The organism is Burkholderia plantarii (assembly GCF_001411805.1).
Lineage (GTDB): Bacteria > Pseudomonadota > Gammaproteobacteria > Burkholderiales > Burkholderiaceae > Burkholderia > Burkholderia plantarii.
In genome coordinates, this window is the sequence record NZ_CP007212.1 from 1,117,823 (window position 1) to 1,130,837 (window position 13,015).

Sequence of the window (13,015 nt, forward strand, 5' to 3'; positions counted from 1 at the left end):
TAAATGACCCGTTCGCGCGCGCATGGCGCCCGGATTTCGCATGACATCCCCCGATACGTCCGATCAATCCGAGACCTCCGGCCATTCCGGCCAGCCAGCCCCGACGAGCCAGGCGGCAGCGCCGTTCGAGCCGAAGCCGATCCTCGCGCAATTGCCGCACCTTCCCGGCGTCTACCGGTATTACGACGCCGGCGGCGCGGTGCTCTACGTGGGCAAGGCGCGCAATCTGAAAAAGCGTGTTTCGAGCTACTTCACGAAGACCCAGCTCTCGCCGCGCATCGCGATGATGGTCACGCGGATCGCCAGGATCGAGACTACGGTGACGCGCTCGGAAGCCGAGGCGCTGCTGCTCGAAAACAACCTGATCAAGGCGCTCACGCCGCGCTACAACATCCTGTTTCGCGACGACAAGTCGTATCCGTATCTGAAGCTCACCGGCCACGCGTTTCCGCGCATGGCCTATTACCGCGGCGCCGTCGATCGCAAGAACCAGTATTTCGGGCCGTTCCCGAGCGCCTGGGCGGTGCGCGAGAGCATCCAGATCCTGCAGCGCGTGTTCCAGCTGCGCACCTGCGAGGATTCGGTCTTCAACAACCGCACGCGTCCCTGCCTGCTGCACCAGATCGGCCGCTGCTCCGCGCCGTGCGTCGGCGCGATCGAGGCGGAGGACTACGCGCGCGACGTCTCGAACGCCTCGCGCTTCCTGCTCGGTCGGCAGAGCGAAGTGATGAAGGAGCTCGAGCAGAAGATGCATGGCTTCGCCGCGGATCTGAAGTTCGAGCAGGCCGCCGCGGTGCGCAACCAGATGAGTTCGCTCGCCACGGTGCTGCATCAGCAGGCGATCGAGGTCGGCAGCGAGAGCGACGTCGACATCCTCGCCGTGGTCGCGCACGGCGGGCGCGTCTGCGTCAATCTCGCGATGGTGCGCGGCGGGCGGCACCTCGGCGACAAGGCCTACTTCCCCGCGCACGCCGACAGCGCGCTCGCGCTGGCGACGGGCGGTGCGCAGGAGGCGGCACCGGACGAAGGCGCGGGGATGATTGTCGAGGATCTCGCGGCGGCGGTCGGCACCGTATCGGACGCCGGCGTCGCTGGCGTCGTCGATGTCGATGCGCCGGGCGTCGCGGTGCCCGACGATCACGCGCGGACGCCGGATGACGCGGCGCCGGCTCTCGCGGCGGCCGTCGCCGAGGCCGGGGTTGCCACCGGCGCCGACGAAGCCGCCGGCCAGCCGCCGTCGGACGACACGCAAGCCGGCACCGATGCCGACGCCGAAACGATGGTCGCGCCGATCGAGACCGAGGTGCTGGAGGCGTTCATCGCCCAGCACTATCTCGGCAACCGCGTGCCGCCGGTGCTGGTGGTCAGCCACGCGCTGGTCAACCGCGAGCTGATCGACCTGCTGATCGAGCAGGCCGGCCACAAGGTGGCCGTGCTGCGCCAGCCGCAGGGGCAGAAGCGCGCGTGGCTCGCGATGGCCGAGCAGAACGCGCGGCTCGCGCTCGCGCGGCTGTTGTCCGAGCAGGGTTCGCAGCAGGCCCGCACGCGCGCGCTGGCCGAGACGCTGGGCTTCGAGGCCGACGATCTCGCGCAACTGCGCATCGAGTGCTTCGACATCAGCCACACGATGGGCGAGGCGACCCAGGCCTCGTGCGTGGTGTTTCACCATCACAAGATGCAGTCGGGCGAGTATCGCCGCTACAACATCACCGGGATCACGCCCGGCGACGATTACGCGGCGATGCGCCAGGTGCTGACGCGCCGCTACGAGAAGATGATCGAGCAGGCGGGCGAGGCGGCCGCGGCCGATACGCAGGCCGGCATCGACGGCGACGCGACGCGCGCCAGCGCCGCGGCCGCGCTGCTGCCGAACATCGTGCTGATCGACGGCGGCAAGGGGCAGGTGGAGGTTGCGCGGCAGGTGTTCACCGAGCTGGGCCTCGACTGCTCGATGCTGGTCGGCGTGGCGAAGGGCGAGGGCCGCAAGGTCGGCCTGGAGACGCTGATCTTCGCGGACGGCCGACCCTCGCTCGAACTCGGCAAGGAGAGCGCCGCGCTGATGCTGGTCGCGCAGATTCGCGACGAGGCGCACCGCTTCGCCATCACCGGGATGCGCGCGAAACGCGCCAAGGCGCGTCAGACCTCGCGCCTCGAGGAACTCGAGGGCGTCGGCGCGAAGCGGCGCCAGCGGTTGCTCGCGCGCTTCGGCGGCCTGCGCGGCGTGGTGGCCGCGAGCGTCGAGGAACTGGCGAGCGTCGAAGGCATCTCGCACGCGCTCGCCGAGCAGATCTACCGGCAGCTCCATTGACGCGACGTGTGTCCGCGCGGCTTGTGGCGGTGCGGGCGGCGCGGCACAATTGCAAATCCTTTACCCGTCCAGCCCGTCATGCCGTTCAATTTCCCGATTTTCCTGACTTGGGTGCGAATCGTGCTGATTCCGCTCGTGGTCGGCGTGTTCTACCTGCCGGACGTGATGATGAGCATCGAGCACCGCAATCTCGCGGCGGCGCTGATCTTCGTGCTGGCCGCGCTGACCGACTGGTTCGACGGTTTCCTCGCGCGCAAGTGGAACCAGACCTCGGCGTTCGGCGCGTTCCTCGACCCGGTCGCCGACAAGCTGATGGTGACGGCCGCGCTGCTGGTGCTGGTGCAGCTCACGCGCATCGACGCGGCGATCGCGCTGGTGATCATCGGCCGCGAGATCGCGATCTCGGCGCTGCGTGAATGGATGGCGCAGATCGGCGCCTCGAAGAGCGTGGCGGTGAATTCGCTCGGCAAGTTCAAGACCGCCTGCCAGATGGTCGCGATTCCGATGTTGCTGTACTATGGCGCGCTGCCGATCGGGGGCGGCATCACCATCGACACGCGCATGCTGGGGCTCTGGCTGATCTACCTCGCTGCGGTGCTGACGATCTGGTCGATGCTGTACTACATGAAGCTGGCGTGGCCGCAGATTCGCGAGCGCGGCGGCGCGATCTGATGGTGTCGGCGGTCGTTGAAGGTGCCGACTAAAAGGGCACGAAAAACGCTTGACACACTGAAACGGGTTCTACATAATCTCACTTCTCCGCTGCACTGAAACGAACGCAGCAGCGAACGAAGCAGTAAAGCGGAGAAGGCAGCAAGAAGCAGCAAAACGCGGGAGTAGCTCAGTTGGTAGAGCGCAACCTTGCCAAGGTTGAGGTCGCGAGTTCGAGACTCGTCTCCCGCTCCAGATTCAAGCGGCGTTTTGTTGAAGCAGTGTGGTTCGGCAAAGTCTGCGCATGCAGGACAATGCGGGAGTAGCTCAGTTGGTAGAGCGCAACCTTGCCAAGGTTGAGGTCGCGAGTTCGAGACTCGTCTCCCGCTCCAAAACAAGGGGAAGCAACGCTTCCCTTTTTGTTTGGCAGACTTCCGGGTCTGTCGGGCAAAAATCTGCGGTCGTTGCGTCAGGCTGTATCGCGATGATCGGCAGTCCGCTTTCGGCGCGATAGCAAAGCGGTTATGCAGCGGCCTGCAAAGCCGTGTAGGCCGGTTCGACTCCGGCTCGCGCCTCCAGGTTGGAAAGAAAAAGCCCCGCAAACGCGGGGCTTTTTCTTTTTCGGGCCGGCGATATGAGCTGGTGCGGGGCGCGTTGCCTGTCACCTGCGGCGCCGGTCGGGGGGAATACCTCGACACGGCTGGCTCGTCAGCTGGCACTGAACTGCACCGTTCGGCCGGCGCGGCCCGTAACGAGCCGCGCGCCGCCCGCGCTCAAGCCTTGCCGCGCCGCGCCCAGGCCGCGACGAACACGCGGCACAGCGCTTCCATGCCTTCCCGGTCGGCCGCGTCGAAGCGGGCGAGATCCGGGCTGTCCACGTCCCACACGCCGATCAGCGTGCCGTCGCCGGCTACCAGCGGCACGACGATTTCCGATCGCGAAGCCGAATCGCAGGCGATGTGGCCCGGGAATTCATGCACGTCGCGCACCACCTGCGTCTCGCGCGTTTGCGCGGCCGTACCGCACACGCCCTTGCCGAGTGGAATCCGCACGCAGGCGGGCTTGCCCTGGAACGGCCCGACCACGAGTCCGGCGCCGTCGTAAAAGTAGAAGCCGGCCCAGTTCAGGCCGTCGAGCGAGTGATAGACGAGCGACGAGAAGTTCGCCGCGTTCGCGACGAGATCCGTTTCCGATTCGAGCAGCGAGCGCGCTTGCTCGACGAGCGTGGCGTAGAGCTCGGGTTTCGAGGTGGACGGCGAGGCGGAGAGTTCGAACATGATCAACAGGGGACGGGAATTTCGGGGCGCGCGGCCATGGCTGCACGGAATTCGCGCAGTCTAAAAGAAATCGCCGAGGTTTGCCCGAAACGCGTCACGGCGGCGGGGAGCGGGGCGATCCGACCGGGTCCGATGAGACTCGATCAATCGGCTTCGAGCGCCGCGAACCGCTCGACGAGAAAGTCCAGCAGCGCGCGCACCGCCGGCAGCAGGCCACGCCGCGACGCGAGCACCGCGTGGACCATCTCGCGACGCGGCGCCCAGTCGGGCAGCACGACCTGCAACTCGCCGCGCGCGACGGCGTCGCGGATCATCATGGTCGGCAGCTGCACCACGCCGACACCGGCCACGGCCGCCGCGCGCAGCGCGAACATCCCGCGCGTGACGAAGCGCGGCCGGTGCGGGATCGTCGCGTGCGCGCCGCCCGGCCCGCGCAGGTTCCAGACGTGATCGTCCTGCGGCTGGCCGAGCGCGAGGCTCGGCAGCGCGGCGAGATCGGCCGGCACACGCGGCGCCGCCGCGCGCGCGAGCAGCGCCGGGCTCGCTACCAGGCACTGGCCGCGCTCGGCGAGCGGGCGCAGCACGAGCTCGCTGTCCTCGAGCGGCGGCGGCCGCACGCGCAGCGCGATGTCGACCCCTTCGCCGACCACGTCGACGCGCCGGTTGGTTTCCTCGAGATGGATTTCGACGTGCGGACACTGCGCCATGAACGCGCCCAGCATCTCGCCGACCAGCGAATCGAGCAGCGCGATCGGACACGTCACGCGCACGATCCCGCGCGGCTCCGCGTGGCGCAGCGCGACCGCCTGGTCGGCCGCGTCGGCTTCGACGAGCATCGCGCGGCAGTGGGCATAATAGGTCGCGCCGACCTCGGTCAGCGCGAAGCGCCGCGTCGAACGCTGGATCAGCCGCATCCCGAGACGCTCCTCGAGCCCGGCGATGCGCCGGCTCAGCCGCGATTTCGGCAGGTTCAGCGCGCGTCCGGCCGGCGCGAAGCCGCCGTGGTCAACCACCTGCACGAAGAAATAAAGGTCGTTCAGATCCCGCATCATCGTTCACCAAATAGAACGCTGAGTGCGATTTTCCCATACTACCGAAACGATCGTTCCGATCTTATGCTTGTCCTGTCGCCCGGGCAGATCGCCGTGGGCATGCAGATTCAGGAGAACGCAGATGAAACAGATCGTCGGCACCTACAGCGCCCCGCGTCCGCACTGGGTCGGAGATGGTTTTCCGGTCCGCTCGCTGTTCAGCTATCACAGCACCGGCGCGCACCTGAGCCCGTTCCTGCTGCTCGACTACGCGGGCCCGGCCCGCTTCGAGCCGACCGGCGAGCGGCGCGGCGTGGGCCAGCATCCGCACCGTGGTTTCGAGACGGTGACGATCGTCTACGACGGCGAAGTTGATCACCGCGATTCGACCGGCGCGGGCGGCCATATCGGCCCCGGCGACGTGCAGTGGATGACCGCGGCGAGCGGGATCCTGCACGAGGAATTCCACTCCGACGCGTTCGCGAAGCGCGGCGGCGCGCTGGAGATGGTGCAGCTGTGGGTGAACCTGCCCGCGAAGCACAAGCTCGCCGCGCCTGGTTACCAGACGCTGCGCGACGCCGAGATTCCGTCGGTGCCGCTCGCCGGTGGCGCGGGGCGCGTACGCGTGATCGCGGGCGAGTTCGACGGGCATCGTGGTCCGGCCCGCACCTTCACGCCGATCGACGTCTGGGATGTGCGGCTCACGCAGGGAGGCCGCACCCGCTTCGAGATCGCGGACGGCCGCACGCTGGCGCTCGCGGTGCTGCGCGGCACGGTGCTGGTGAACGGTAGCGAAGTCGTGCGCGAGGCGCAGGTGATCCATCTGTCGCGCGACGGCGCGGGCGTGGAGATCGAGGCGAACAACGACGCGACGCTGCTGGTGCTGAGCGGCGAGCCGATCGACGAGCCGGTGGTCGGCTACGGTCCGTTCGTGATGAACAGCGACGCGGAGATTCGCGCGGCCGTCGACGATTTCAACAGCGGCCGGTTCGGCCGGATGCCGGCCTGAGCGTAGTCGGACGCTGCCCGGCGCCGTCTTCCGGCGGCGCCGGGGGCGCGTCCGTGGCCTGCCCGGCCGGCCGCGCGGCAGGCATAATGGCCGATTGGAGCGCGCCCGCCCGGGCGCGCGTTTTCATTCTGGGCCGCCGCATGTCGTCTTCCAACGCTTCCTCCCCGCCGTCCTCGTCCCGTTCCGCTTCGCTCGCCGCGCTCGAATGGCGCTGGCAGCCGTTCGACGCGCTGTCCGCGCGCGACGTCTACACGCTGCTCGAGGCGCGCAGCGCCGTGTTCGTGATCGAGCAGCGATGCATCTACGGCGACATCGATGGCGCCGATTTCGACGCGTGGCACCTCAGCGCCGTCGATGCCGACGGCCGGCTGGCCGGCTACCTGCGCGTGCTGCTGCCCGATGCCGGCTCGCCCGACATCCGCATCGGCCGCGTGCTGACCACGGCGCCGTTTCGCGGCATCGGGCTCGGCAACGCGCTGCTCGCCAATGCGCTCGAACGGATCCGCGAGCAATGGCCGGCCACGCCGATCAGCCTGCATGCGCAGGCGCACCTGCAGAAGTACTACGGCGCGTTCGGTTTCGCGCCGAGCTCGGAAATTCACGACGACGACGGCATTCCGCACATCTGGATGCGTTCCGCGTAACGCGCGCGCCAGACGTCGCCCGTCGCCCGTCGCCGGGCCTCTAGCGATGGGCGGCGGCGTGGCCCCGGCCCGTCGCGCGCGGGGCCGTGCCGGCCCGCTCGCGCAGCCGGCCGCGCGCGGACAGGCGCATCCAGTGCCGCAGCGCGATCAGCGCGCCGAGCACGCTCATCATCGAGCCCGGAATCCATAGCAGCAGGCCGCCGATCTGCTGGTCGCGCAGCGGGCTCAGCCAGGTGAACGCGCGGCCGCAGATCGAGTAGATCGGGTAGAGTTCGCGCGGCGTGAAGAAGATCAGCGCGCCGAGCAGGATCTGCGGCGGGATCGCGGCGATCGCGATCAGTACGCGCCGCCCCGGCGCGAGGCGGGCCGGCGGCGCGGGGCGCGGATCGACGACGAGCCACCAGAACAGCAGCCCGTCGATCACCATGCTCCAGTTCATGACGCGGTAGAGCCGCCAGTCGAGCATTGCGAGGAAGTGGATCGGCGCGAGCAGCCAGAAATAGATCAGCCCGACGAACAGCAGCACCGCGACGACCGGATGGAACACGATGTCGAGCGCCACGCGCACCGGCCGCGCGGCGAGCACGGGCCGCAACGCGCGCTGCCGCCACGCGAACGGGATGCCGGCACGGATCGCGGCGCCGGGATACGACAGCGCGATGAAGAACGGCCCGAGATGATGCAGCACCAGATGCTGCGCGCGATGCATGAAGAATTCGTGCTCGAAGAAGTAGTCGAGCCGCGTGTGCAGCGCCACGTAGAGCGCGCCGAGCCCGAACCAGAACGACAGCCGCCGCAGCGGCGTGACGCGCGCCTTGCGGGCGCCGCGCGCGAACAGCACGGCCGCGCCGAGGATCGCGATCACCACCGTCGGCGACGGCTCCCAGGGATCGAGCCAGATGAGCGGGTTCATCGCGCGAGCCTTTGCCGTGGCGGGTTGAGGGGCGGCTTCACGAGGCCGATGTCGCAAGGATGCCGCGCAGATCGGCGGCGAACGCCTCGGGCGAGTCCTGGTCGGTGGCGAGCAGCCGCGCCCGGCCGTGCGCATCGAACACGTAGACAGCCGAGCTGTGCGTGACCGCATAGTCGCCCGACGCATCGGGCGCTTCCATCTGATAGGCGACGCGGTAGCGTTTCGCGAGCGTCTCGATCTCGCGCGCGCTGCCGGTCAGCCCGACCGCGTGCGCGGCGTCGAACGCGCCGACGTAGGCGCGCATCAGGGCCGGCGTGTCGCGCGCCGGATCGACCGACACGAACAGGATGCGCACCCGGTTCGCGTCGGGGCCGAGCCGGGCGAGCACCTGCATGAGCCGCGCCATCGTTTCCGGGCAGACGTCGGGGCAGTGCGTGTAGCCGAAATAGACGAGCGTGACGCGGCCGCGAAACGCCGACGCGTCGATCGGCCGGCCGTCCTCGCCGGTCAGCGAGAACGCGAGATCGGGCAGGTGGCCCGTGACGTCGGTCAGCGTGGCGGCGGGGGTGCCGGTGCCGCGCGGCGAGCAGGCGGCCAGCGCGCAGGCCGCCGCCAGCAGCAGCGCCGCGCACGCCGTCGCGGCGCGCGACGAGCGGGCGTGGCGCAAGCCGCGGGAGGGGCATCGGGTGGCGCCGGGCAGGAAGGGCATCGATCGGCTCGTCGATGGAGGTGGATATCGGTGTGTGCCGGTGAGTATCGGTGAATACACGGGCAGGGCAGGACGAAGCGGCAGCGTGGTCGCGGCGTGCGGCCCGTCCTCGAATCGTCCGACTGTAGCGCAATTCTTCCGGGCGAGGGGCGGCCCTGCGCGATGCCGGCGATCACGAAAAACGGATACGGATCGCACGCGAACCCGCGTCGGCCGGCCCGCATCGGGGGCCTCGCGCGGCCCGCGCGGCGCCGTCGGCTTTGCCCTCGGCCCGGCCGGCGCGGTAAGATGCCGTCATGCTTTCGTCGGCATTCGCGCCGTCGGCGGCCATTTTTTTCACGCCACCCACGCCACCCTCCTCCGAGATCCGATGCAATCCGTCCCGGCTTCCCTCTCCCTGACCGATACCGCATTCTTCTTCGATTTCGACGGCACGCTCGTCGATCTCGCGCCGACGCCCGACGGCATCCATGTACCCGCTTCGCTGCCCGCGCTGCTGACCGAACTGCGCACGCTCGCGCGCGGCGCGGTGGCGATCGTCTCGGGCCGCGGCATCGACAGCATCGACGGCTTCCTCGGCCTGACGGACCTGCCGGTCGCCGGCCTGCACGGCGCCGAGCGGCGCGACGCGAACGGCGACACGCAGCGTATCGGCTTCCACGACGAGCGCCTGCTGCGCATCGAGCACGAACTCGCCGCGGTGGTCGAGCGTCATCCCGGCATGCTGCTCGAGATCAAGGGCGCGGCCGTCGCGCTGCACTTTCGCAACGCGCCCGAGCGCGAGGCGGTGGCGCGCGAGGCCGCCGAGCGGCTGGTCGCCGACTATCCCGATGCCTACGTGCTGCAGCCCGGCAAGATGGTGTTCGAGATCAAGCCGAAAGGCGTCGACAAGGGCCGCGCGATCGCGGCGTTCCTGAACGAGCCGCCGTTCGCGGGCCGCACGCCGGTGTTCGCCGGCGACGACCTGACCGACGAGAAAGGCTTCGCGGTGGTGGACGCGGCGGGCGGCCTGTCGATCAAGATCGGCGCGGGCGACACCATGGCGCGCACGCGGCTCGATTCGGTCGAGGCGATGCGCGCGCAGATCGCCGCCTGGATCGCGGCGGAGCGCACTCGCGCATGAGCCGGCTGATCATCGTATCGAATCGCGTCGCACCGATCTCCGAAGGCGAACCGGCCGCGGGCGGCCTCGCGATCGGCGTCTACGACGCGCTGAAGGAAACCGGCGGCATGTGGTTCGGCTGGAGCGGCGAGGTGGTCGCCTCGGGCGCGCCGCAGATCAGCGTGGAGGAGCGCGGCCCCGTCACGTTCGCCACCATCGGCCTCGTGCGCCGCGACTACGACCAGTACTACCGCGGCTTCTCGAACGCGACGCTGTGGCCGGCGTTCCACTACCGGACCGACCTGATCCAGTACGACCGCCACGAATTCGAGGGCTACGGCCGCGTCAACGTCTGGCTCGCGCAGCAACTGGTGCCGCTGCTGCGCGACGACGACGTGATCTGGGTCCACGACTATCACCTGATCCCGTTCGCGCAGGCGCTGCGCGCGGCCGGCGTGAAGAACCGGATCGGCTTCTTCCTGCATATCCCGTTTCCGGCCGCGCAGGTGCTCGTCAACGTGCCGCCGCACCGCGCGCTGGTCGAGGCGATGTGCTCGTATGACCTGCTCGGCTTTCAGACCGAGCCGGACCTGCGCGCGTTCTGCGACTACGTCGACGCCGAGGCGGGCGGCGGCCTCGAGCGCGGCGGCGAAGCCGGCATGCGCGGCAGCGGCCCGGTGACGATCCGCGCGTTCGGCCGCGTGCTGCAGGCGCATGCCTATCCGATCGGCATCTATCCCGACGAGATCGCCTCGCTCGCGCAGGCGGGCGCGAACGGCCGCGCGGTGCGCACGCTCGCCACCTCGCTGCACGGCCGCCAGCTCGTGATGAGCGTGGACCGGCTCGATTACTCGAAGGGCCTCGTCGAGCGCTTCCGCGCGTTCGAGAAGCTGCTCGAGCACGAAGCGTCGTACCGCAACCGCGTGTCGTTCCTGCAGATCGCGCCGTCCACGCGCGCGGACCTGCGCGCCTACCAGGACATCCGGCTGCAGCTCGAGGGCGAGTCGGGGCGCATCAACGGTCGTTACGCGGAGCTCGACTGGGCGCCGATCCTCTACATCCACCGGCAGTACGAGCGGCCGCTGCTGGCCGCGCTGTACCGGCTCGGCCGCGTCGGCTTCGTGACGCCGCTGCGCGACGGCATGAACCTGGTGGCGAAGGAATACGTGTCGGCGCAGGACCCCGAGGATCCGGGCGTGCTGGTGCTGTCGCGCTTCGCGGGCGCCGCGCGCGAATTGACGGGCGCGCTGATCGTCAATCCGATGGACATCGACGGGATGGCCGAGGCGCTCGCGCAGGCGCTGTCGATGCCGGTAGCCGAGCGCCGCGCGCGCTACGCGGACATGATCGCGCAGCTGCGCGAGAACAACGTCTCGGTCTGGCGCGACAACTTCCTGCGCGATCTGCAGCGGGCCGGCTGAGCCGCGCGCCGCGCGCCGCGCGTTGCCTGCATTGCGCCCATGAAAAACCGCCGGCTGGACCGGCGGTTTTTCTTATCGACAGGCGTCGCGCGAGGCATCAGGCGACGCGTTCGTCGCCGAGCGTCGCGTCGTCGTCGGGCATCATGTGGCGGCCGTGCTGCTTGGTCAGCAGGTCGCGATAGATGCCGGGGCGGTTGCGCAGCTGTTCGGGCGAGCCGTCGTCGATCACCTTGCCAGTGCTCATCGCGATGATCCGGTCGAAGTTGCGCAGCGTCGAGAGCCGGTGCGCGATCGCGATCACGGTGCGGCCGACCATCAGCCGGTCGAGCGCGGCCTGGATCGCTTCCTCGGACGCGCTGTCGAGCGCCGAGGTGGCCTCGTCGAGCAGCAGGATCGGCGCGTCCTTGAGGATCGCGCGCGCGATCGCGATGCGCTGGCGCTGCCCGCCGGACAGCTTCACGCCGCGGTCGCCGACGATCGTGTCGTAGCCGTCGGGCATGGCCTCGATGAATTCGCTGCAGCGCGCGTCGCGCGCGGCGGCGAGCACTTCCTCGCGGCTTGCCTCGGGGCGCCCGTAGGCGATGTTCTCGTAGATCGAGCGATGCAGCAGCGAGATGTCCTGCGGCACCAGCGCGATCTGCTGGCGCAGGCTGTCCTGCGTGATCGCCGCGATGTCCTGGCCGTCGATCTTGATCGCGCCCTGCTGGACGTCGTAGAAGCGCTGCAGCAGCGCGAGCACGGTCGACTTGCCGGCGCCCGACTTGCCGATCAGCCCGACGCGCTGGCCCGCCTCGATGCGCAGGTCGAAATGGTCGAGGATCGGCCGGCGGCCCGGATAGGCGAACGTGACGTGCTCGAACTCGACGCGCCCGCCGCTCGGCTTCAGCTCGGTCGCGTCGGAGCGGTCCGGCATGCCGTGCGGCTCGAGGATCGTCTTGACGGCCTCGGCGAGCCGCGCGATGTGCTGCGTGACGTCCACCAGCGCGACCGCCAGGTCACGCGTGCCGTGCAGGATCGTGAAGCCGAGCGAGCTGACCAGCACGATGTCGCCCGAGGTCGCCTTGCCCTGGTCCCAGAGCAGCAGCGCCCAGCCGAGCAGGCCGGCCGACAGCATCGCCGTGATCACCGCGTGCAGCAGCCGCAGCTTTTCGAGGTAGAGCAGGCTCTGCTGGCGCGCGTCCATCTCGGCCTTGACGGTCTGGCCGAAGCGCTTCTGCTCGCGCAGCGTCATGCCGAACGCGCGCACCATCGCCATGTTGCCGATCACGTCGACGAGCTCGCCGTCCACGGCCGCGGCCTTGGTCGCGAACGCGTGGTGGCGAGCCGAGCCGCGCCCGGCCAGCTTGAACAGCACGATCGCGAGGACCGCCGAGCAGGTAAACAGGCCCAGCGCCATCAGCGGATTGACGACGATGATCATGACGATCGCGCCCGCCACCGCGATGCACGGCGGCAGCACGTTCCACGCCATGGTGTTCTCGGACGTGTAGACGGCGTTCGAGGTGGCGGTGATCCGGCTCGCGAGTGTGCCGGGCTGCTTTTCGGCGTAATAGGTCGGCGAATGGCCGCTCAGGTACTGGAACAGGTCGCGGCGCAGGTCGCCCGTGACGGCGACGAACGTATGCGCGGCAACCCAGCCGCCGATGCGCCAGAGCAGGTTGTCGGCCGCGATCAGGCCGACCAGCAGGCCGAACGCGGCCCACAGCGGGCCCGGGTGATGGCGGCCGCCGGCCAGCACGTCGATCAGGTGCTTGATCGCGTATTGCGAGCCGAGCGCGCAGCCGACGGCGGCCAGCACGCTGGCCAGCACGATGAGGTGGGCGACGGGATGCTTGCGGATGTAGCGAAACAGAAACGCAAGAGGGTGGCTCGCATAGCTCGAGAGCTTCGCGTTGTGGGCGTTGCGCTGGGCAGGTGTGAGAGCTTCCAAAATTTGTGCGTGTGGTCGAA

12 protein-coding genes and 3 tRNA genes are annotated in these 13,015 nt (G+C 69.2%); 9 read left to right on the forward strand and 6 right to left on the reverse strand.

Translation table 11 applies throughout. The features are described 5' to 3' along the window. Nucleotides 1-40: 40 nt before the first annotated feature. From uvrC to bpln_RS04980, 5 genes are all read left to right on the forward strand, one after another. A complete protein-coding gene (uvrC, locus tag bpln_RS04960; protein ID WP_055138216.1) occupies nucleotides 41-2,308 on the forward strand; it encodes an excinuclease ABC subunit UvrC in 2,268 nt (755 codons plus the stop codon). 78 nt (nucleotides 2,309-2,386) lie between these two features. After that, nucleotides 2,387-2,980 (forward strand): CDP-diacylglycerol--glycerol-3-phosphate 3-phosphatidyltransferase, encoded by a 594-nt coding sequence (gene pgsA / locus bpln_RS04965; RefSeq protein ID WP_042624243.1) that lies wholly within the window; start codon nucleotides 2,387-2,389, stop codon nucleotides 2,978-2,980. A 158-nt stretch (nucleotides 2,981-3,138) separates the two neighbouring features. Beyond that, nucleotides 3,139-3,214: transfer RNA gene (locus tag bpln_RS04970), tRNA-Gly, on the forward strand. 61 nt (nucleotides 3,215-3,275) lie between these two features. Continuing rightward, nucleotides 3,276-3,351: transfer RNA gene (locus bpln_RS04975), tRNA-Gly, on the forward strand. 112 nt (nucleotides 3,352-3,463) lie between these two features. Beyond that, nucleotides 3,464-3,537: transfer RNA gene (locus tag bpln_RS04980), tRNA-Cys, on the forward strand. A gap of 195 nt (nucleotides 3,538-3,732) precedes the next feature. Here bpln_RS04980 and bpln_RS04985 read toward each other — a convergent pair. Further along, nucleotides 3,733-4,236 carry a GAF domain-containing protein gene (locus bpln_RS04985; protein WP_055138217.1) on the reverse strand — a complete coding sequence of 168 codons (504 nt, stop codon included), beginning with the start codon at nucleotides 4,234-4,236 and terminating at the stop codon, nucleotides 3,733-3,735. A gap of 143 nt (nucleotides 4,237-4,379) precedes the next feature. Next, on the reverse strand, nucleotides 4,380-5,285 hold the full coding sequence (locus bpln_RS04990) for a LysR family transcriptional regulator (protein ID WP_042626448.1): 906 nt from the start codon (nucleotides 5,283-5,285) through the stop codon (nucleotides 4,380-4,382). A gap of 124 nt (nucleotides 5,286-5,409) precedes the next feature. Here bpln_RS04990 and bpln_RS04995 point away from each other — a divergent pair, with 124 nt between their 5' ends. Both bpln_RS04995 and bpln_RS05000 read left to right on the forward strand, forming a co-directional pair. Next, nucleotides 5,410-6,276 carry a pirin family protein gene (locus bpln_RS04995; protein ID WP_042624245.1) on the forward strand — a complete coding sequence of 289 codons (867 nt, stop codon included), beginning with the start codon at nucleotides 5,410-5,412 and terminating at the stop codon, nucleotides 6,274-6,276. Between the two features lie 140 nt (nucleotides 6,277-6,416). Next, nucleotides 6,417-6,920 carry a GNAT family N-acetyltransferase gene (locus bpln_RS05000; RefSeq protein WP_042624246.1) on the forward strand — a complete coding sequence of 168 codons (504 nt, stop codon included), beginning with the start codon at nucleotides 6,417-6,419 and terminating at the stop codon, nucleotides 6,918-6,920. Between the two features lie 40 nt (nucleotides 6,921-6,960). Here the strand turns inward: bpln_RS05000 and bpln_RS05005 are convergent, their stop codons facing one another. From bpln_RS05005 to bpln_RS36600, 3 genes are all read right to left on the reverse strand, one after another. After that, on the reverse strand, nucleotides 6,961-7,833 hold the full coding sequence (locus bpln_RS05005; protein ID WP_055138218.1) for a cytochrome c oxidase assembly protein: 873 nt from the start codon (nucleotides 7,831-7,833) through the stop codon (nucleotides 6,961-6,963). A gap of 37 nt (nucleotides 7,834-7,870) precedes the next feature. Continuing rightward, nucleotides 7,871-8,542, reverse strand: a complete 672-nt coding sequence (locus bpln_RS05010) for an SCO family protein (RefSeq protein ID WP_080937087.1) — start codon at nucleotides 8,540-8,542, stop codon at nucleotides 7,871-7,873. 172 nt (nucleotides 8,543-8,714) lie between these two features. Then, complete coding sequence (locus tag bpln_RS36600) at nucleotides 8,715-8,891, reverse strand: hypothetical protein (protein ID WP_158511999.1); 177 nt, start codon at nucleotides 8,889-8,891, stop codon at nucleotides 8,715-8,717. 21 nt (nucleotides 8,892-8,912) lie between these two features. Here bpln_RS36600 and otsB point away from each other — a divergent pair, with 21 nt between their 5' ends. Beyond that, nucleotides 8,913-9,665, forward strand: coding sequence for a trehalose-phosphatase (otsB, locus tag bpln_RS05015; protein ID WP_042624249.1), 753 nt, complete (start codon nucleotides 8,913-8,915; stop codon nucleotides 9,663-9,665). Next, on the forward strand, nucleotides 9,662-11,065 hold the full coding sequence (gene otsA, locus bpln_RS05020) for an alpha,alpha-trehalose-phosphate synthase (UDP-forming) (RefSeq protein ID WP_055138219.1): 1,404 nt from the start codon (nucleotides 9,662-9,664) through the stop codon (nucleotides 11,063-11,065). Before otsB ends, otsA begins: the two co-directional genes overlap by 4 nt. A 97-nt stretch (nucleotides 11,066-11,162) precedes the next feature. Here the strand turns inward: otsA and bpln_RS05025 are convergent, their stop codons facing one another. Further along, entirely contained in the window at nucleotides 11,163-12,995 is a 1,833-nt protein-coding gene (locus bpln_RS05025; protein WP_042624251.1) for an ABC transporter ATP-binding protein, read from the reverse strand. Nucleotides 12,996-13,015: the final 20 nt, after the last annotated feature.